This is a genomic window from Variovorax sp. W1I1, from assembly GCF_030815625.1.
Classification (GTDB): domain Bacteria; phylum Pseudomonadota; class Gammaproteobacteria; order Burkholderiales; family Burkholderiaceae_C; genus Variovorax; species Variovorax paradoxus_C.
Genome location: NZ_JAUSWZ010000001.1, coordinates 1217412 through 1239603, shown reverse-complemented (window position 1 = coordinate 1239603; position 22192 = coordinate 1217412). Strand labels below are relative to the sequence as shown.

Annotated in this window: 3 protein-coding genes; all 3 read right to left on the bottom strand. The window is 68.9% G+C overall.

Annotated elements, in window-relative coordinates; translation table 11 throughout:
* Positions 1-6 precede the first annotated feature (6 nt).
* The 3 genes from QFZ83_RS05800 to QFZ83_RS05790 are packed head-to-tail and all read right to left on the bottom strand — an operon-like array spanning position 7 to position 22189.
* The gene (locus tag QFZ83_RS05800) at positions 7-5811 is read right to left on the bottom strand and encodes a non-ribosomal peptide synthetase (RefSeq protein WP_307503685.1); all 5805 of its coding nucleotides are present in this window, start codon (positions 5809-5811) and stop codon (positions 7-9) included.
* Positions 5811-15692, bottom strand: a complete 9882-nt coding sequence (locus tag QFZ83_RS05795) for a non-ribosomal peptide synthetase (RefSeq protein WP_307503682.1) — start codon at positions 15690-15692, stop codon at positions 5811-5813. Before QFZ83_RS05795 ends, QFZ83_RS05800 begins: the two co-directional genes overlap by 1 nt.
* Entirely contained in the window at positions 15692-22189 is a 6498-nt protein-coding gene (locus QFZ83_RS05790) for a non-ribosomal peptide synthetase (RefSeq protein ID WP_307503679.1), read from the bottom strand. The genes QFZ83_RS05795 and QFZ83_RS05790 overlap by 1 nt, the downstream gene beginning before the upstream one ends.
* Positions 22190-22192 lie beyond the last annotated feature (3 nt).

Genomic DNA, 22192 nt, shown 5'->3' with positions numbered 1-22192 from the left:
CCGACCTCAGGATTCGACGGCAAGCAGGGAGTCGTCGCGGGCGTCGGCCTGCGAAGGCGAAGGTCCGGACAGCGCGGCGCGATCGCACATCGCGCCCATCGCCACCACGATCTTGCGTGGCCCCTCGTACGGATCGCGCGCATGCGCGGCGAGCATGTTGTCGAGCATCACGACGTCGCCGCGGCGCCAGTCGAAGCGCACCGCGCATTCCTCATACGCGCGGCCGATGAGCGCCATGGTCTCGTCGCTGATCGGCGAGCCGTCGCCGAAGCAGACATGGCGCGGCATGCGGTCCGCACCGACCACGCCCAGCAGGTCCTCGCGTGCCTCCGGCTCGAGGCAGCTCGTGTGGTGCAGTTGGACCTGGTTGAAGAACACGCGATCGCCCGTGACCGGGTGCGTGATCACGGCCGGGCAGCGCGTGCGGGTCTGCAGCGTGTCTTGATCCAGCCAGCGCCAAGCGATGCCGGCAGCAGCCAGCCGGACCTCGATCTCGGAACGGCTTTCAGTCTTGAAGAACTCCTGCCAGCTCACGTCGAAGTGCGGTACGAAGGTGCGCACATAGAGCAGTTCCTTGCGCTCGAATTCGGCCACCAGTTCGGCGGGCAGGCGGCGCAGCATCTCGCGGCAATCGACGATCGGCGTGGCGCCGCCCACGGGCGACGGCAGTTCGCAGAAGAACCACTGCTTGCGCGGCCAGCGGTCCATGTGCGAGCTCTCGTTGTGATACAGGATCATCTGACGCTCGGGGTACGGCGTGGAGCGGTAGGTCTTCTTGCCGCCCTCCTTCTTCGGCAGGTCGCCGTAGCTGCCGTACAACTCGGGCTCGATCATCTCGGCGAAGGCCTCGAAGTCCTGCGGCGTCTCCAGGCCGAAGTTGCGCAGAAGGATGCCGCCGTGCTGGCGCAGCTTGGCCTCGATGAACTCGCGCTGGTCCCGTGCCCAGGCCACGGGATCGAGGTCGCTGCCCGTGGCTTCGATTACGAGTGGGAATTCGCGCGCCGGCGACAGGAACGACATGCGGATCGGCGAACGCGGCGCGGACCCGGCGGCGCCGCGCTCCTTGCCCACGATCTTCTTGAGCTTCTGCAGTTTGCCCAGTGCGGGCGTCGAGGAAGACATGGTCTTGCTTTCCAAAGAGGACGAAGAGGAGGAAATGAAAAAACTCTCCAGCGCGTCGGTCGGCGATGTGGCTACCTGCTGCAGAAGATCGCGCCATGCGGCGGATGCCCGTTCGATCGTCTCGCGCCGATACAGGCTGGTGGCGTAGACCCAATTGACCGTGAGCTCGGTCTCGCCCTCGGTGACGAACACGGCCAGGTCGAACTTCGAGGCGATCGTCGGCGGCGGCACGCTCTCGAGGGTCACGCCCGGGATCTCGAAACGGCTCGCGGGCATGTTCTGCATCACGAACAGCACCTGCACCAGCGGGTTGTGCTGCTGGCTGCGCGGCACGCCCGCCAGCTCGACAATTTGCTCGAACGACAGGTCCTGGTGCTCGAAAGCCGACAGCGTGCTCTCCTTGACCCCGGCGAGCCATTGCGCGAAGCCCGTGCCGGGCGCCAGGCGCGAGCGCAGCGGCACCACGCCGACGAAAAAGCCGATGAGCGGCTCGAGCGCCGGGTGGTTGCGACCGGCGACGTCGGCGCCGACCACCACGTCGTCGCGGCCCGACTGCCGATGCAGCACCAGCAGGAACACGGCCAGCAGCATCGTGTACAGCGAGGTGCCGTGCTGGCGCGCCAGCGCGCCGAGTGCATCCGACAGCGCCTTCGGGAGCGCGAGGTTGACGCTGTCGCCCGCTGTCGATGCGACTTTCGGCCGCGCCAGATCAGGCACGAGGGTGGACACCGCCGGCACGCCGTCGAGGTAGCCGCGCCAGAACGCGGCCTGCTCGTCGAACGTCGCTTCGAGCTTGCGGTGCTGCCAGTCGGCGTAGTCCGCGTACTGGATCGCCAGCGGCGGCAGTTGCGCCTCGCGGCCTTCGCGCAGCGCGGTATAGAACGCGATGAAGTCGCGCACGAACACGGCCTCCGACCAGCCGTCGAAGGCGATGTGGTGCACGCACAGCAGCAGCATGTGCTCTCGCGGCGCGAGCTGCAGCATGGAGGCGGCGAACACCGGCCCATTGGCCAGGTCGAAGACGGTGCGCGCATGCGCGGCGAGCGCCTCCTGCACCGCGGCGGCCTTGCGGTCGTCCGGCAGCGCGGACAGATCGTGCAGCGCGACGACGAGGCCGCCCCGCGGCGCGATGCGTGCGACCGGATCGCCATCCTCGTTCTCGGGGAAGCTGGTGCGCAAGGCCTCGTGCCGTTGCATGATCGCGTCGAGCGTGGCGCGCACCGCATCGACGTGCAGTGCACCCGACAGCCGCAGCGCCGCCGTCACGTTGTAGGCCGCGCGGCTCTGCGCATCGGAGGCGGCGAACAGCCGGTCCACCAGCCACAGGCGCTGCTGCGACGGCGAGAGGCGCATGTCCGCGGTACGCGCGACCGGTCGCAACGCGGGCACCTGTTTGCCGGACTGCTGTGCAGCCAGCAACGTCTCGCGCACATGAGCGGCAAGCGCGCGCAGCATTGGATGCTCGAAGAGCCGGCGCAACGGCAGCGCGACGTCGTAGGCAACGCGCACGCGCGAAGCGACCTGCGCGGCGAGCAGCGAATGGCCGCCGATCTCGAAGAAGTCGTCGTGGCGGCCCACGAGCGGCAGGCCCAGCACTTCGGCCCAGATCGCGGCGAGCTTTTCTTCGACCTCGCCCTCGGGTGCCTCGTAGGCCTGTACCTGGGCAAGCTCCGGCTCGGGCAAGGCCTTGCGGTCGACCTTGCCGTTCGGGTTCAGCGGCAATGCGTCCAGCACCACCAGCGTTCCGGGGACCATGTAGTCCGGCAGGACCTCGGCCAGCCGGTCCTTCAGCGCCGCCACCTCGATGGCCCGGTCCGGCTGCGCCGACACATAGCCCACCAGCCGCGCACCCGCGGGGCCTTCGATGGCCACCACCACCGCTTCGCGCACTTCGGGCTGCGCGAGCAGTTGGGTTTCTATTTCGCCCAGCTCGATGCGGAAGCCCCGCACCTTCACCTGGTGGTCGGTGCGCCCCAGGTATTCGAGCTGGCCGTCGCCGCGCCAGCGCACCATGTCGCCGGTGCGGTAGAGCCGCCCGCCCTGCCCATCATCGAACGGGTTGGCGACGAAGCGCTCGGCCGTCAACTCCGCGCGCGCGAGATAGCCGCGCGCCAGGCCGACGCCGCCCAGGTACAGCTCACCCGCCACGCCGGGTGGGGTCGGGTTGAGCGCACCGTCGAGCACGTGCAGTTGCGTGGCCGCGATGGCGCTGCCGAACCTCGGCTCGCGCTCCACCCGGTCGGCCGTCACCCAGACAGTCGCCTCTGTCGGTCCGTACATGTTCCAGAGTTCGATGCCGAGCGCGCGCAGGCTCAACGCCAGGTCCGGGTGCATCGCTTCGCCACCGCACAGGGCCTTGAACCTGGCGGGCAGGCCGTGCGCGCGGAAGTCGGCTTCCAGCAGGCGCCAGCCGGCGGGTGTCGACTGCAGCACGGTTACGCCCTGCTCGCGGATCAGGCGACCCAGGGCTTCGCCGTCGCGCACGACGCCCCTTGGCGCCAGCACGATGCGCGCGCCGCACACCAGCGGCAGGTAGAGCTCGAGCGACGCCATGTCGAAGGACAGCGAGCTCACCGCGACCAGCACATCGTCGGCCGTCATGCCGGGCCGCTCGCGCATGCTCGCCATCAGGTGGCTCCATGCGCCATGGCGAACCATCACGCCCTTGGGCTTGCCGGTGGAGCCCGAGGTGTAGATCACGTAGGCGAGGTTCTCGCCATGCAGTTCGACCTGCGGATCGGTGTCGGGCCCGAACTGCGCCATTGCGCCGGGGTCGTCCACCAGCAGCACGGCCGGCTTGTGCGTACCGAAAGCCAGGCGCGCCACCAGCGCTGTCTGGTGGCGCTGCGCGAGCAGCAGGCCGATCCCGCTGGCTTCCACCATGAAGGCCAGCCGCTCGACCGGATATTCCGGGTCCAGCGGCACATAGGCGCCACCCGCCTTCAGGATGCCCAGCAGGCCCACCATCATGTCGTTGGAGCGCTCCACCGCAATGCCCACCTTGGTCTCGGGCTTCACGCCCAGCGCGATCAGGCGATGCGCCAGGCGATTGGCGCGCGCATTGAGTTCGCCATAGCTCAGCTTCTGGTCGCCAAAGACCAGCGCCACGGCATCGGGGCGCAACGCGGCCTGTTGTGCGATCAACTGCGGCACGGGCGTCTCATTCGGATAGCGCTGCGGATTCGAGCCCCAGGCGGCGAGCTGCGCGCGTTCGGCGGCGCCCAGCAGGTCGACGTCACCCACTGCCTGTTCTGGATGGTCCGCCAGTGCCTGCAGCACCGTCAGGTAGTGCCCGGCCATGCGCTCGATGGTCGCGGCATCGAACAGCTCCGCCGCATAGCGCAGGCTCGCATGCACGCGGCCTTGGGCATCCTCGACGGTCTCCAGCGCCAGCTCGAGCTGCGCGGCCTGTCCGCCGAGCGCGTATTCCTCCAGCGCAAGCCCGGGTAGCCCCTTGAGCACGTCAGCGCCGCTGCGCTGGTGGTTGAAGAGCACCTGGAACAGCGGGTTGGTGCCCAGGATGCGCTCGGGCTGCAGCGCCTCCACCAATTGCTCGAACGGCAGGTCCTGGTGCATCTGCGCGCCCAGCGCCGCTTCGCGGGTCTGCGCCAGCAGTTGCGAGAGGCTGGCGCGATCGTCGATCGCTACGCGCAGCACCTGGGTGTTGGCGAAGAAGCCGATGACGCCTGCGGTCTCCGGCCGGTGGCGGTTGGCGATCGGCACGCCGACGCGCAGGTCCTGCTGCCCGGTGTAGCGGTGCAGCAGCGCCTGGAAGCCCGCCAGCAGCGCCATGAACAGCGTCGCGCCTTCGGCATGGGCGCGCTTGTGCAGCGCCTTCACCAAGCTGTCCGGCAGCACAAGGCCATGGTGCATCGCAGCGTAGCGGCCGTCCGTGCGCCGCGGCCGATCGGCCGGCACCTGCAGCACCGGCTGGCCGCGGCCCACGTGCGTGGTCCAGTAGGCGAGCTGACGCTCCCTCTCGCCGGCCTCCAGCCAGTTGCGCTGCCACACGGCGTAGTCGGCGTACTGGATCGGCAGCGGCTGCAGTGCCGCCGCTTCGCCCTGCACGCATGCGCGGTACTGCGCCACGAACTCGTCCATCACGATGCGCAGCGACCCGCCATCCGACACGATGTGGTGCATCACCAGCACCAGCACATGCGTTTCGGGCGCCAGCCGGATCAGGCCCACGCGCAGCAGCGGCCCCTGCGCCAGGTCGAAGGGCGTGTTGGCGATGCGGCGCGCAGCCTCGTTCGCCGCGGCCCGCGCCTTTTCGCGGTCGGCGGCGGCGTCAGCCGCGAGGTCGATCTGCACGAAGTCGAGCTCGCCGTCCTCGTGGATCCGCTGCGCGACCTGCGCTTCGGCGTCGACCTGGAACACCGTGCGCAGCGATTCGTGGCGCGCTACCAGCGCCTCGAAGCTGGCGCGTACGGCCGCCACGTCCAGCGCGCCCTTGAGTTCGAGCGCACCGCTGATGTGATAGGCCGTGCTCTGCGGATCCAGCTGCCAGAGGAACCATTGCCTGGCCTGCACATAGGACAGCAGGCGGCGCCGCTCGGGCTGCGCCTTGACGATCGGCAGCCGCGCGAAGTCGATCTTCTGCTGCGCCAGCAGGCCCAGGAAGGCCTTCTGCTTGTCGGTGGGGAGGCGGGCGAAGCGCTCCGCGATCTCCTGTTTCTTGGTGTCCATCAATCCTCCAGTGCTTCCAGCAGGCTGTCCATCTGGTCCAGCTCCGCCACTTCATCGCCTGTGTCGGCCGATCGGGCCTCGCGCATGGCCTCGCTGATGGCGGCCAGGGTCGGCCGCTCGAAATAGGTGCGCAACGGCAGCTGCACCGCGAACGCGACCTGCGTCTTCGTCTGCACCTGCAGCACGGCCAGCGAATGGCCGCCGATCTCGAAGAAGTTGTCGTGGCGTCCCACGCGCGCCACGCCCAGCACGTCAGCCCAGATCGCCGCGAGCTTCTCTTCCACCTCGCCCTCGGGCGCTTCGTAGGCCTGCTGCTGCTGCTGCGCGAGTTCCGGCTGCGGCAGCGCCTTGCGCTCGACCTTGCCGTTCGGGCTCAGCGGCAGCGCCTCCAGCACCACGAAAAGGCTTGGCACCATGTATTCCGGCAGCACCCGGGCCAGCCTGTCCTTCAGTGCCGCGGCGTCGATCGCACGGCCCGCATGCGCCGACACATAACCCACCAGCCGTGCGCCGCCCGGGCCTTCGTCGGCCACCACCACCGCTTCGCGCACCTCGGGCTGCGCCAGCAGTTGCGCCTCGATCTCGCCCAGTTCGATGCGGAAGCCCCGCACCTTCACCTGGTGGTCGATGCGCCCCAGGTACTCCAGCTGGCCTTCGCCGTTCCAGCGCACCAGGTCGCCCGTGCGATACAGCCGACCACCCGCGTCATCGAAGGGATCGGCCACGAAGCGCTCGGCCGTCAGCGCCGCGCGGTCGAGGTAGCCGCGCGCCAGGCCTTCGCCGCCGAGGTACAGCTCGCCCATCGCACCCAGAGGCACGGGCTCCATGTCGGCGCCAAGAACGAGCGCCCTGCGATTCCCCACGACGCGTCCGATGGGCGCATAGGGCCACGTCCCCTCCACATCCACATCCACATCCACGCCCGCGCTCCAGGCGCAGGGCGTGATCACGCATTCGGTGGGCCCGTAGGCGTTGTGCAGCTCTTCCGGCGCGAAGGCCTCGCAGGCGGCACGGAAATCGGCCTGGCTCCAGGCTTCGCCGCCGGCGATGCACAGGCGCACGGCCAGCGGCTCGGCCTTCGCGTCCCGTGCGGCCTGCGCGATGTGGCGCAGGTAAGCCGGCGCGAAATACAGCACGTTCACGCCGCTGGCACGCGCCAGCGCGAGCAGCTCCTGCGGCGACTGCCGGCCGGCTGCGGCGACCACCACCGCCGCACCCACCGTCCAGGGCGCCAGCCACTGTTCGGCCGAAGCATCAAAGCTGATGGAAGCGAACTGCAGCAGTCGGTCGCCCGGGCCGTAACCGTAGCGGCGCACGATGCTGCGCATGTGCATCGACAGCGGACCGTGCGTGACGGCCACGCCCTTGGCGCGCCCAGTGGAGCCCGAGGTGTAGATGACGTAGGCGAGATGATCGCCGTGCAGCGGCACTTCGGGGTTGCTCGCGGGATGGCTGGCGGCCTCGTTGTCAATGTCGATGCCGTCTAGCGCGAGCTGCACCAGGTCCGGCACCTGTTGTGCCAGCCGCTCGCCGATGCCGGTGTCCGAACGCGTCAGCACCAGCCGCACGCCGCTGTCGACCACCATGTAGGCCAGCCGCTCGGCCGGGTACTCGGGGTCGAGCGCGACGTAGGCGCCGCCGGCTTTCAGGATCGCCAACAGCCCAATGAACACCTCGGCGCTGCGCGCCATCGCGATGCCCACCTTGGCCTCAGGCTTCACGCCCAGCGCGATCAGCCGGTGCGCCAGACGATTGGCGCGCGCGTTGACTTCGCGGTAGCTCAGGCTCGTGCCCTGCGACACCAGCGCCACCGCATCCGGACTCGCCAGCGCCTGGCGTTCCACGAGACGGTGCACCGCGTGCGTGGCCATCGTCGGCGCATCCGCTGCATCCGGCGCTTCGCCGGCGCCCCACGACAGCAGTTCGCGCCTCTCCTCGTCGGGCAGCACCTCGATCTCGCAGATCCGCCGCTCGGGTTGCGTCGACAGTGCCTGCACGATCGCCTCGGTGGCCGCGTACATCAGCCCGCACACGCGCTCGGGGTCGAGTGCCGCATCGACCTGGGCCGACAGCGCGAAGCCTTCGCCCAGGTCGTCCACCGACAGGTCGAAGGGGTAGTTGGTGCGCTCCTGCCGATCGAGGATCTGCATGCCTTCCCAGGCCGGGGCCTGCGCGGCGTCGTCCTCGGCGGCGCTGTAGCGGTAGTTCAGCAGCGCGGTGAACAGCGGCGTTCTTTCGGGCACGCCGCTGCAGCGCTGCGCCAGCGACAGGCTGGCGTGCTCGTGGTGCATCAGGCCGCTCAGGCTCTGGTGCATCTGGCGCAGGCACTGCGCCACGCTGCGCGGCCCCAGCTTCGCACGCAGCGGCAGCGTGTTGATGAACATGCCCAGCGCCTGTTCGGCATGGGCACCCGCCTGCATGCGGCCGAGCAGCACGGTGCCGAACACCACATCGTCCTTGCCCGTGGTGCGGCTGACCACCAGTGCCCAGGCCAGGTGGAACAGCGTCGCCGCGCTCACGCCATGGCGCTGCGCCTCGCGCCGCACCTGCAGCGCCAGCGCGGGCTCGAGCGCGCGCCGGGCCTCGCGGACCTGGGTGCCGTCGCCCTGCACGTCGAGCAGGTTGAAGGGCGCCGTCGGCTCCTGCACGTCGCCCAACATCTTGCGGAAGAAGGCCTCGTGTTCGGCCCGGCCCATGCCGAGCTTTGCCTGCCCGACGAAGCGCCGGAACGGCACCGCCTCGGGCAACGCCTCTCGCTGCCCCTGCTGGATCAGCGCGATCTCCTTGACGATCAGTTCCAGCGTCGTGTGGTCCACGCCCATGTGGTGCTGCGGGATCTGCAGCAGCCAGCGCGTGTTCGCCGCATCGTGGACCGCCACCGCGCGCAGCATCGGTGCCGTGCGCACGTCGATGCGGTAGCGGCCCGGGTCCACGAAGGCGTTGAGGCGCGCCAGCGCATCCTCGCCCGGCGCCACCTCCAGCCATTGCAGCGTGAGCTCGGCCTGGCGATACACGACCTGCACCGGCTCGCCGAGGTCTTCCCACAGCACGGCCGTGCGCAGGATGTCGTGGCGCGCGATCACTTCGTTGAAGCTCGCGATGAAGCGTTCCAGCCGCTCGCGGCTGTCGAAGGCCACGCAGTTCAGCGTGATGTAGGCATCGCCCTCGGCCTGCAGCAGGTGATGGAACAGCATGCCTTCCTGCATCGGCACCAGCGGGTAAATGTCCTGGATGTTGGCCGCGCCGCCTGGCACCGCCGCTTCGATGCGCGCGATCTGCCGTGCATCCAGGTCCACCAGCGTCAGCATCTCCGGCTGGATCGCCTGGCAATCCGCCGGAATGCCGTTGGGCGGAACCATCACCTCGCGGCGCACTGGCTCGACCGCCAGCGCCTGCGCGAAAGCGCCCAGCTCGGGCTGCTGGAACAGCGTGCGCACCTGCGTCGTCCAGCCTTGTGCACGCATGCGTTCGAGCAGCCGCAATGCCAGCAGCGAATGGCCGCCGAGTTCGAAGAAATTGTCGTTGCGGCCTACGCGCGCCACGCCCAGCACCTCGGCCCACATCGCGGCGAGCTTCTCTTCCACTTCTCCTTCGGGCGCCTCGTAGGCTCGCTCGCTCGTGAACTCCGCCGCTGGCAGCGCCTTGCGGTCCACCTTGCCGTTGACATTCAACGGCAGGCCTTCGAGTACCACGAGCGCCGACGGCACCATGTAGTCGGGCAGCGCCGCTCCCAATTTGCTTTTCAGTTCGGCAATGTCGATCGCTTGGCCGGCATGCGCCGACACATAACCCACCAGCCGCGTGCCGGCCGGGCCTTCGTTGGCCACCACCACCGCTTCGCGCACCTCGGGCTGCGCCAGCAGTTGCGCCTCGATCTCCCCCAGCTCGATGCGGAAGCCCCGCACCTTCACCTGGTGGTCGATGCGGCCCCGATACTCCAGTTGCCCATCGGCGTTCCAGCGCACGAGGTCGCCCGTGCGGTACAGCCGCTCGCCGTCCGGCCCGGCAACGAAGCGCTCCGACGTGAGGCCGGCCCGGCGCAGATACCCACGCGCAAGGCCGGCGCCGAAGACATGCAGTTCACCGGCCACGCCGATCGGCACCAGGTTCAGCTGCGAATCGAGCACGCGCAGGCCGAGGTCCGGAATCGCAAGGCCCACGGGGCTGCGTTGCTGGCCGATGTCGGCCGCGCTGATCCGGCGGTAGGTCACATGCACCGTCGTCTCGGTGATGCCGTACATGTTGACCAGCTGCGGGCTTTCGTCGCCGTGGTGCTCGATCCACTGGCGCAGCCGCTGCGGATCGAGCGCCTCGCCGCCGAAGATCACCACGCGCAGCGCCAGGGGTTGCTCGTAGGTCTGCGGCAGGCTGGTCAGCTGGCCGAAGGCAGAAGGCGTCTGGTTGAGCACCGTCACCTGCCGATCGCGCAGCAGTTGCAGGAAGTCCTCGGGCGAGCGGCTGACCCAGAACGGCACGATGACCAGCTTGCCGCCGGTGCACAGCGCGCCAAATATCTCCCACACCGAAAAATCGAAGGCGTAGGAATGGAACAGGGTCCAGGTGTCGTGCCGGCCGAAACGAAACCAGGCATCGGTGGCGGCGAGCAGCCGCGTCACGTTGCGATGGCACAGCTGCGCGCCCTTGGGCCGGCCGGTGGAACCGGAGGTGTAGATCACGTAGGCGAGGTTCTCGCCATGCAGCGCGACCTGCGGGTCGTGCGCGGGCTGCCCGTTCAGCGCCAGCGTGTTGAGCGCGAGTACCTGCAGGCCTTCGGCGCCGGGGATCAGCGCGCCCAGGTGGCTCTGCGTCAGCAGTAGCGTCACGCCGCTGTCGGCCACCATGTAGGCCAGCCGGTCCACGGGGTACTCCGGATCCAGCGGCACATACGCGCCACCGGCCTTCAGGATGCCCAGCAGGCCCACCATCATCTCGATGGAGCGCTCCACCGCAATGCCGACCTTGGTCTCAGGCTTCACGCCCAGCGCGATCAGATGGTGCGCCAGGCGATTGGCGCGCGCATTGAGTTCGCCATAGCTCAGCGTCTCGTCACCGAAGACCAACGCCACGGCATCGGGCTGCTGCGCCGCCTGCCGCTCGATCAGGCGATGCACCGGCGTCGCATCGGGATGGCGCTGCGGCTTCGAGCCCCAGGCCGCGAGCTGTGAGCGTTCGGCCTCGCCCAGCAGCGCCACTTCGCACACCGCTTGCTCGGGGCGCGTGGCCAGGGCCTCGACGATCCCGTGGACGGCAGTGCGCATGAAATCGCACATGCGCGGGGCATCGATCTGCCGGCCGATCTGCGCGACCAGGACGAATTCGTCACCGATGTCGTTGATCGACATCGTGAAGGGGAAGTTCGTGCGCTCCTTCTCGCTCAGCATCGCCATGCCATGCATCCCGCCGGAATCCGCCGCCTCTTCGCGCTTCGGGACATGGCGGTAGTTGAGCAGCGCCGAGAACAGCGGCGTGGCGACTGGAAGCGCACTGCAGCGCTGCGCCAGCGCCAGGCTCGCGTGTTCGTGGTGCATCAGCGCACTCAGGGCGGCGTGCGTCTGGCGCAGGCATTGCGAGACGCTTTGCGCGTCCATGCGCACGCGCATCGGCAGCGTGTTGACGAACATGCCGATGGCCCGTTCGGCATGGGCATCGCCGCTCATGCGGCCGAACAGCACGGTGCCGAACACCACGTCGTCCTTGCCCGTGGTGCGGCTGACCACCAGCGCCCAGGCCAGGTGAAACAGCGACGCCGCGCTCACGCCATGGCGCTGTGCCTGCTGCCTCAGCTTTTGCGCGAAACCGCTGTCCAGCGACAGCCTGACTTCTTCGATTCCGTCGCCATTGCCCTGCACGTCGAGCAGGTCGAAGGGCGCCGTCGGTTCCTGCACGTCGCCCAGCATCTGGCGGAAGAAGGCCTCGTGCTCGGCTTGGCTCACGCCCAGCCTGGCCTGCGCCACGAAGCGACGGAAGGGCACGGGTTCGGGCAGGGCCTGCGCCTGGCCTTGCTGGATCTGCGCGATTTCCTCACCGATCATCCGCAGCGTGGTGTTGTCGTCGATCAAGTGATGGCTGAGCACCTGCAGCAGCCAGCGCCCGTTGGGCACATCGCGAACCGCCGTCGCCTTGAGCATCGGCGCCTTGCGCACATCGATGCGGTGGTGGTCCGGTCCTGCGAAGGCGTTGAGCCGACCCAGCGCGTCGAGTCCCAGCGAGTCTTCGGGAATATCCAGCCATTGCAGCGTGAGCTCGGCCTGGCGATACACCACTTGCACCGGCTCGTCGAGTTCTTCCCACAGAACGGCCGTGCGCAGGATGTCGTGACGCGCGATCACTTCATTGAAACTCGCGATGAAGCGTTCCAGCCGCTCGCGGCTGTCGAAGCCCATTCCGTGCTCGGTGACGTAGGCGTCTCCATCGGCCTGCAGCAGGTGATGGAACAGCATGCCTTCCTGCATCGGCACCAGCGGGTAGATATCCTGGATGTTGGCCGCGCCGCCTGGCACCGCCGCTTCGATGCGCGCGATCTGCCGTGCATCCAGGTCCACCAGCGTCAGCATCTCCGGCTGGATCGCCTGGCAATCCGCCGGAATGCCGTTGGGCGGTACCACCACCTCGCGGCGCACTGGCTCGACCGCCAGCGCCTGCGCGAAAGCGCCCAGCTCGGGCTGCTGGAACAGCGTGCGCACCTGCGTCGTCCAGCCTTGTGCGCGCATGCGCTCGAGCAGCCGCAGCGCCAACAGCGAATGCCCGCCCAGTTCGAAAAAGTTGTCCCGCCGGCCCACACGCACCACGCCCAGCACCTCGGCCCAGATCGCGGCGAGCTTCTCTTCCACTTCTCCTTCGGGCGCCTCGTAGGCTCGCTCGCTCGTGAACTCCGCTGCTGGCAGCGCCTTGCGGTCCACCTTGCCGTTGACATTCAACGGCAGGCCTTCGAGCACCACGATCGCCGACGGCACCATGTAGTCGGGCAGCGCCATTCCCAACTTGCTTTTCAGTTCGGCAATGTCGATCGCTTGGCCGGCATGCGCCGACACATAACCCACCAGCCGCGTGCCGGCCGGGCCCTCGTTGGCCACCACCACCGCTTCGCGCACCTCGGGCTGCGCCAGCAGTTGCGCCTCGATCTCCCCCAGCTCGATGCGGAAGCCCCGCACCTTCACCTGATGGTCGATGCGCCCCAGGTACTCCAGCTGGCCTTCGCCGTTCCAGCGCACGAGGTCGCCCGTGCGATACAGCCGACCACCCGCGCCATCGAACGGATCGGCCACGAAGCGCTCGGCGGTCAGCCCCGCACGATCGAGATAGCCGCGTCCCAGGCCGACACCGCCCAGGTACAGCTCGCCGGCCACGCCCTCGGGCACAAGGCCCAGGGCGCCGTCGAGCACGCAGGTCTTGAGGCCGTCGATGGGACGACCGATCGGCACCTGGCTGCGCCCGTCCGCACGGCACTGCCAGTGCGTCACGTCGATCGCCGCCTCGGTCGGGCCGTAGAGGTTGTACAGCCGCGCACGCGGCAGCCGCTGGAACACCGCGTTCTGCGCTTCGGCCGGCAGGGCCTCGCCGCTGCAGACGATGCGCTCCAGGCTCTCGCAGGCCTCGACGCCTTCGTGCGCGAGGAAGGCCAGCAGCATCGACGGCACGAAGTGCAGCGTGCTGATGCGGTGCTCGCGAATCAGCGCCACCAGCCGCGACGGATCGCGGTGGTCGCCCGGATTGGCGAGCGCCAGGCGCGCGCCGGTCATCAGCGGCCAGAAGAATTCCCACACCGAGACGTCGAAGCTGAACGGCGTCTTCTGCAGCACGGTGTCGCCGCCGTCCAGGCCATAGGCAGCCTGCATCCAGGCCAGCCGGTTGTGCAGCGCACGGTGCCGGTTGGCCGCGCCCTTGGGGCGGCCGGTGGAGCCGGAGGTGTAGATGACGTAGGCGAGGTTCTCGCCATGCAGCGCAACCTGCGGGTCGTGCGGGGGCTGGGCGTCGAGCGCCAGCGTGTCGAGCGACAGCACCCGCAAGCCTTCGAGGCCGGGGACGCTCAGATGGCTTTGCGTGAGCAGCAGCGCGATGCCGCTGTCGGCCACCATGTAGGCCAGCCGCTCGGCCGGGTACTCCGGGTCCAGCGGCACGTAGGCGCCGCCGGCCTTCAAGATCGCCAGCAGGCCCACGACCATCTCGATGGAGCGCTCCACCGCGATGCCGACCTTGGTCTCGGGCATCACGCCCAAGGCGATCAGATGGTGCGCCAGGCGATTGGCGCGCGCATTGAGCTCGCCGTAGCTCAGCGTCTGCTCTCCGAAAACCAATGCCTCGGCATCGGGGTGCCGCGACACCTGCTGCTCGATCAGGCGATGCACCGGCGTCGCATCGGCATGGCCTTGCAGGTTCGTGCCCCACGCCGCGAGCTGTGCGCGCTCGGCTTCGCCCAGCAATGCGATCTCGCCCAGTGTCTGTTCCGGGCGGTCGGCCAGCGCCTGCAGCACGGCCAGGTAGTGCGTTGCCATGCGCGCGATGGTCGCGGCATCGAACAGTTCCGCCGCATAGCTGAACTTCGCATGCAGCCGGCCGTCGGGGCTTTCGTCGGTGAGCAGCATCAGCTCGAACTGCGCGGCCTGTCCCCCCAGGTCGTAGGGCTCGAGCGCGAGGCCCGAAAGGCCTTTCAACCCCGAGAAATCGCTGCGTTGGTGGTTGAACATCACCTGGAACAGCGGATGCACGCCGACGATGCGCTCGGGCTGCAGGGCCTCGACCAATTGCTCGAACGGCAGGTCCTGATGCATCTGCGCGCCCAGCGACGCTTCGCGGGCCTGTGCCAGCAATTGCAACAGGCTGGTGCGCTCGTCCGCCACGCTGCGCAGCACCTGGGTGTTGACGAAGAAGCCGATGACGCTCTCGGTCTCCACGCGGTGGCGGTTCGCGATCGGCACGCCCACGCGGATGTCTTCCTGGCCGCTGTAGCGGCCGAGCAGCGCCTGGAAGCCGGCCAGCAGCACCATGAACAGCGTGGCGCCTTGTGCCTGCGCCTGCTTCTGCAGGCCCTGGACCAGCGACGCGGGCAGCTCGACCCGATGGGCGACGGCGTTGTAGCGGGCATCGGCCTTGCGCAGCCGGACCAGCGGCAACTGCAGCACCGGCTGCGTCTCGCCGAGCTGCGTCTTCCAGTAGCCGAGCTGGCGGTCCTGTTCGCCGGCCTCCAGCCAGTGCCGCTGCCACACGGCGTAATCGGCGTACTGGATCGGCAACGGCGCCAGCGCCGCTGCCTCACCCCGCACGCGGGCGCGGTACTGCGCCACGAACTCGTCCACGATGATCTGCAGCGACCAGCCGTCCGACACGATGTGGTGCATCACCAGCATGAGCACATGCGTTTCGGGCGCGAGACGGATCAAGCCCACGCGCAGCAGCGGGCCCTGCGTCAGGTCGAAGGGCGTGCCGCCGATGCGCTGCGCCGCTTCGCGCGCCTTCGCGTCGCGCTGGCCCGCATCGGCCAGGCTCAGGTCCACCAGCGAGAAGTCGAACGCGCCGTCTTCGCCGATCACCTGCTCGGCGAGTCCGTCGGCATTGGCGCGGAACACCGTGCGCAGCGACTCATGGCGTGCGACCAGCGCTTCGAAGCTCGCGCGCACCGCGTCCACGTCCAGCGCACCGGAGAGCTGCAGCGCATCGCTGATGTGATAGGCCGTGCTCGTCGGGTCGAGCTGCCACAGGAACCACTGGCGCAGTTGCGCGTAGGACACATGGCAGCGGCCCGGGGTCTCGCTCTCGCGCGCCAGGATCGGAAACTGGTCGAGCGTCAGGCCCTTCGAACGAATCCCCTGGTACACGACACGACGCTGTTCGGTGGGCAACCGGGAGAAGCGCTCTGCAATGCGACGGGTCGCGGTTGTTTCCATCAAACAGCCTCCATGCTGTCAAGCAGTGAATCGATTTCCGAAAGTGCCTGGTCGGTGGCGCCCTCCTGGTGCGCGCCCGCCAGCAGCGCCGCCTGCGCGGCCAGCGTCGGGTGCTGGAAGACGTCGCGGATCGTGAGCTGCCCGCGCGCAAGACCCTGCACTCGGGCCACGAACTGCGCGACCAACAGCGAATGGCCGCCGAGCTCGAAGAAGTTGTCGTGCCGGCCCACGCGCTCGGCGCCCAGCACCTCGACCCAGACTGCGGCGAGCTTCTCTTCCACCTCGCCTTCGGGCGCCTCGTAGGCTCGCTCGCTCGCGAACTCCGCAGCCGGCAGCGCCTTGCGGTCCACCTTGCCGTTGGCGTTCAGCGGCAGGCCGTCGAGCACCACCAATGCCGTCGGCACCATGTAGTCGGGCAGTGCCGTGCCCAACCTGCTTTTCAGTTCCGCGACGTCGATCGCCAGGCCCGCCTGCGCCGACACATAACCCACCAGCCGCGTGCCGGCCGGGCCTTCGTTGGCCACCACCACCGCTTCGCGCACCTCGGGCAGCGCGAGCAGTTGCGCCTCGATCTCCCCCAGCTCGATGCGGAAACCCCGCACCTTCACCTGGTGGTCGATGCGGCCCAGGTATTCCAGTTGACCTTCGACGCTCCAGCGCACGAGGTCGCCCGTGCGATACAGCCGCTCCCCATGGTCGGCCGCCACGAAGCGCTCGGCCGTCAGGCCCGCGCGGTTCAGGTAGCCCCGTGCCAGGCCTTCGCCCGACACATGCAGTTCGCCGGCCACGCCGATCGGCACCGGGTTCATCTGCGCATCGAGCACGCGCAGGCCCAGGTCGGGAATGGCCAAGCCGACGGGGCTGCGCTGCCGGCCGATGTCGGCCGCGGTGATCCGGCGCCAGGTCACGTGCACCGTCGTCTCGGTGATGCCGTACATGTTGACCAGCTGCGGATGCTGGTCGCCATGGTGTTCGATCCAGGTTCGCAGCCTTTGCGGCTCCAGCGCTTCGCCGCCGAAGATCACCGTGCGCAGCGCGAGGCCGCCTTCATGGGCCTGCGGCAGGCTCGTGAGCTGGCCGAAGGCCGAAGGCGTCTGGTTGAGCACCGTCACCCGCTGCTCGCGCAGCAGTTGCAGGAAGTCCGCGGGCGAGCGGCTGGCCCAGAACGGCACGATGACCAGCTTGCCGCCGGTGCACAGCGCCCCGAAGATTTCCCACACCGAAAAATCGAAGGCGTAGGAGTGGAACATCGTCCACACATCCTCGGGTCCGAAGTGGAACCACGGCGCGGTCGCGTCGAGCAGCCGCGTCACGTTGCGATGGCACAGCTGCGCGCCCTTGGGGCGGCCGGTGGAGCCGGAGGTGTAGATGACGTAGGCGAGGTTCTCGCCGCTCAACGCGACCTGCGGGTCGGTGTCGGATTCATTGCGCGTGTCCAGCGTGTCGAGCGCGAGCACCTGCAAGGTCTCGATGCCGGGCACGTCCAAGTGGCCCTGCGTGAGCAAAAGCCCGATGCCGCTGTCGGCGACCATGTAGGCCAGCCGGTCCGCCGGGTATTCCGGGTCCAGCGGCACATAGGCACCGCCGGCCTTCAGGATCGCAAGGATCCCCACCACCATCGCGGTCGAACGCTCCACCGCGATGCCCACCTTCGCTTCGGGCTTCACCCCCAGCGCGATCAGGCGATGGGCCAGGCGGTTCGCGCGTGCATTGAGCTCGCCGTAGCTGAGCGTCGCGCCATCGAACGCCAGCGCGGGTGCATCTGGCCGCAGCTTCGCTTGCTGTTCGATCCGGCGATGCAGCGGTCCGGTGTCCGTTGCGCGCGGCGCATGTTCGCTCCACGCCGCGAGCTGCGCCTGCTCGGCCTCGCCCGACAGCACCACGTCGCCCACGGCCTGCTGCGGGGCATCCGCCAGCGCCTGCAGCACCGCGAGGTAGTGCCCCGCCATGCGCGCCATCGTCTCTGCGTCGAACAGCTCGGCCGCATAGCGCAGGCTCGCCTGCACCCGGCCGTCCATGTCCTCGCTGGTGTCCAGCGCCAGCTCGAACTGGGCGGCCTGCGCTTCCAGTTCGTAATCCGTCAGCGTGAGGCCGGGCAAACTTTGCAGCGCGCGGAAGTCGCCGCGCTGGTGGTTGAACATCACCTGGAACAGCGGGCTCGTGCTGAGGCTGCGCTCGGGTTGCAGCGCTTCCACGAGCTGCTCGAACGGCAGGTCCTGATGCGCCTGCGCGCCCAGCGCCGTGTCGCGGGCCTGTGCCAGCACCTGCGACAGCGTCGCGCGGCCGTCCACCACGCCCCGCAGCACCTGCGTGTTGACGAAGAAGCCGATGACGCCTTCGACCTCCGCCCGATGGCGGTTGGCCACCGGCACGCCCAGGCGGATGTCCGACTGGCCCGTGTAGCGACTGAGCAGCACCTGGAAGCCCGCGAGCAGCGCCATGAACAGCGTCGCGCCCTGGCCCTGCGCGCGACGGTGCAGCGCCTTGACGAGCGCCTCGGGCAAGGCAAAGCCGTGGCGCACGGCGCTGTAGCGCCCATCCGCGCGCCGCGCATGGTCGGTGGGCAGTTGCAGCACGGGCTGCTCGGTTCCCACATGCGCCGCCCAGTACGCGAGTTGCCTTTCCTTCTCGCCGGCTTCGAGCCAGGCCCGCTGCCAGGCCGCGTAGTCCGCGTACTGGAGCGGCAGGGGCTGCAGCTCGGGCGCATGGCCCAGGACGCGTGCGCGGTAGCACGCCACGAACTCGTCCACGATGATCTGCATCGACCAGCCATCGGACACGATGTGGTGCATCACGACGACCAGCACATGTACTTCGGCCGCCAGGCGGATCAGGCCGACGCGCAGCAGCGGGCCCTCGCCCAGGTCGAAGGGCGTGTCGCTGAGGCGGCGCGCCTCTTGCCTGGCGCGGGCCTCGCGCTTCCCCTCTTCGGCGACGTTGCCGAGATCGATCAGCGAGAAATCGATGCCACCGGTTTCACGGATCATCTGCGCGGCCATGCCCGAGGCATCGGCGCGAAACACCGTGCGCAGCGACTCGTGGCGCTGCACCAGTTCATTCAAACTTGCGCGTACCGCATTCTTGTCCAGTGCACCGGCGAGCCGCAGCGCGCCGCTGACGTGGTAGGCCGTGCTCTGCGGATCGAGCTGCCACAGGAACCACTGGCGCGCCTGCGCATGCGACAGCGCGAGACCGCCCGCGCGCTGCGATGCCGACAGCGCCGAGATCGAGGGAACGTCCGCGGCATCGTCGCCACGGATCGCACGGGCGATCGACGCCAGGCCCTGGTGTTCGAACACCTGACGCGGGCTCATCCGGATGCCCTGCCGATGGGCGCGCGCGACCACCTTCAGGCTCAGGATCGAATCGCCGCCGAGTTCGAAGAAGTTGTCGTTGCGACCCACGCGCTGCACGCCGAGCACTTCGGCCCAGATCGCGGCCAGTGTCTGCTCCACACCGCCCTCGGGCGCTTCGTAGGCCCGATCGCTCGCGAACTCCACCGCGGGCAGCGCCTTGCGGTCCACCTTGCCGTTGGCATTCAGCGGCAGGCGCTCCAGCACCATCACCACACCCGGCACCATGTAGTCCGGCAGCGCCTGGCCCAGCCGCCCGCGCAGCGCGGTCACGTCGATCTGCTGGCCCGCGTGCGCCGAGACATAACCCACCAGCCGCGCCCCCGAGGGACCTTCGTCGGCCACCACAACCGCTTCACGCACCTCGGGCTGCGCCAGCAACTGCGCCTCGATCTCGCCCAGTTCGATGCGGAAACCGCGCACCTTCACCTGGTGGTCGATGCGACCCAGGTACTCGATCTGGCCTTCCGCATTCCAGCGCACGAGGTCGCCCGTGCGGTACAGCCGCTGGCCGTTGTTCGTGGCCACGAAGCGCTCGGACGTCAGGCCCGCGCGATTCAGATAGCCCCGCGCGAGGTTGACCCCGCCCAGGTACAACTCACCCGCCGCGCCAGCGGGCACTTCGTTGAGCTGCGCATCCAGCACGTACGCCTGCGTGTCGCTGATGGGCCGGCCGATCGGCACCTGGCTCAGCCCGTCGTCGCGGCAGGTCCACTGCGTGACGTGGATGGTGGTCTCGGTCGGGCCGTACAGGTTCTGCAGCGAGGCGCCCTTCAGGCGCTGCAGGGCTTCGCGCTGCGTGGCCGCGGGCATGGCCTCGCCGCCGCAGATGATGTAGCGCAGCCGCGTGGTGGCCTCGATACCCTCGTGGGCCAGGAAGGCCTGCAGCATCGAGGGCACGAAGTTCAGGGTGGTGATCTGATGCTTCTGGATCAACTGCACCAGCCGCTCGGGGTCGCGGTGGTCGCCGGGATTGGCGATCACCAGCCGAACGCCGGTGGTCAGGGGCCAGAACATCTCCCAGCACGAAACATCGAAGCCGAACGGCGCCTTGTGCAGCACGGTGTCGGCTTCGGTCAGGTGGTAGGTCTCCTGCATCCAGGCCATGCAGCTGTACAGGGCGTCGTGGCGGATCGCCGCGCCCTTGGGCTTGCCGGTGGAGCCGGAGGTGTAGATGACGTAGGCCAGGTGCTCGCCGTGCAGTGCAATCTGGGGGTCAGCCGCGGATTCGGCACCGACGTCCAGGCTGTCGAGTTCGAGCACGCGGAGGGCTTCGCCAGTTGGCAGCAGAGGCCGCAGATGCCGCTGGGTCAGCAGCAGCGACAACCCGCTGTCTTCGACCATGTAGGCCAGGCGGTCGGCCGGGTACTCAGGGTCCAGCGGCACATAGGCGCCCCCGGCCTTCAGGATCGCGAGGATGCCCACCATCATTTCGACCGAGCGGTCGACCGCGATGCCCACGAGGGCCTCGGGCTTCACGCCCAGCGCGATCAGGTGGTGGGCCAAACGGTTGGCCCGGGCGTTGAGCTCGCCGTAGCTCAGCGCTTCATCGCCGAACAGCAGCGCGGTCGCATCAGGCGTTTGCCGCGCGTGCTGCTCGATCTGCCGGTGCACCGGCTGCGCGCCGTCGTGCCTGCGCGTGTTCTCGCTCCACGACGCAAGCTGCGCGCGCTCGGACGTGTCGAGCAGCGCGACATCGCTCACCGCCCGCTGCGGTTCATGCGCCAGCGCCTGCAGCACCGCCAGGTAGTGCCCGGCCATGCGCTCGATGGTCTGCACGTCGAACAACTCCGACGCATAGAGGATGGTCGCGTCGACCCGGCCGTCCTCGAGTTCGAGCGTCTGCAAGGTCAGCTCGAACTGCGCGCCCTCTTCCTCGAAGCCCAGCCGCTGCACGGCAACGCCGGGCCACTCGGCCAGCGAGCGATGGTCGCGGCGCAGGTGGTTGAACATCACCTGAAACAGCGGATTGGCACTCAGGCTGCGCTCGGGCTGCAGCGCGCCGACCAGTTGCTCGAAAGGCAGGTCCTGGTGCGTCTGCGCGCCGATGGCGGCGTCGCGGGTCTGCACCAGCAGCTCGGCCAACGTCATGCGCGCATCGATCCGCGAGCGCAGCACCTGGGTGTTGACGAAGAAGCCGACGACGCCCGCCGTTTCTGCGCGGTTGCGGTTGGCGATGGGCACGCCGACGCGCACATCCGTCTGCGCCGTGTGGCGGAACAGCAGCGCGTTGAAGCCGGCGAGCAGCGCCATGAACAAGGTCGCGCCCTGCCCTTGCGCCTGCTGCCGCAGCCGCTCGATGGTGTCGGCGGGCAGCGCGAAGGTGTGGTGCGCCGCGCGATAGCGGCCATCGGCCTTGCGCGGGTGATCGGTGTGCAGCGAGATCACCGGCTGCTCCGCGCCTAGGTGACCACGCCACCAGTCGAGCTGGCGCTCGCCCTCGCCCTCGGCCAGCCACTGGCTCTGCCAGCGGGCATAGTCGGCGTACTGGATCGGCAGCTCGGCATGCACAGGCGCCTGGCCTTGCACGCGCGCCGCGTACTGCACGGCCAGCTCGTCGAGGATGAGCTGGACCGACCAGCCGTCCGACACGATGTGATGCATCACGACCAGCAGCCGGTGGCTTTGCGCGCCGGTGCGCAGCAGCACGGCACGCATCAGCGGGCCGCGCGTGAGGTCGAAGGCTTCGGTGCGGATGCGCTGCACCTTCTGGCGGATCGCGGCCTCGCGTGCCGGGCCGGCCAGCGCGCTCAGGTCGATGCAGGGCAGCGCGATGTCGGTCGTGTCTTGAACGATCTGTTCCACCTCGCCGTCGCCGGCCTCGCGGAAGACAGTGCGCAGCGATTCGTGGCGATCGACCAGCGCCTGCACGCTGGCGCGCAGCGCCTCGGCGTCGAGGCTGCCATCGAGGACGAGGCCGCCGCTCAGGTGATAGGCGGTGCCCGCCGGGTCCAGCTTCCACAGAAACCACTGCCGTTGCTGCGCGAAGGACAAGGCGATGCGCTCGCCCGCCGGGCGCCGCGGAATCGAGGATTGCTCGGCACGGTCAGCGCCGCCCGCGCCGCGCAGGCGCTGCGCCAGCTTCGCGCGTTGTTCCGCCGTCAGGTTGGCACGGCGCGTGGAAATGTCTTGGATGTCGGACATGGA

Bases quoted from the DNA above. Each gene is read 5' to 3' on its own strand.
- QFZ83_RS05800 (WP_307503685.1), bottom strand. From the start codon at position 5,811: ATGGACACCAAGAAACAGGAGATCGCGGAGCGCTTCGCCCGCCTCCCC.
- QFZ83_RS05795 (WP_307503682.1), bottom strand. From the start codon at position 15,692: ATGGAAACAACCGCGACCCGTCGCATTGCAGAGCGCTTCTCCCGGTTG.
- QFZ83_RS05790 (WP_307503679.1), bottom strand. From the start codon at position 22,189: ATGTCCGACATCCAAGACATTTCCACGCGCCGTGCCAACCTGACGGCG.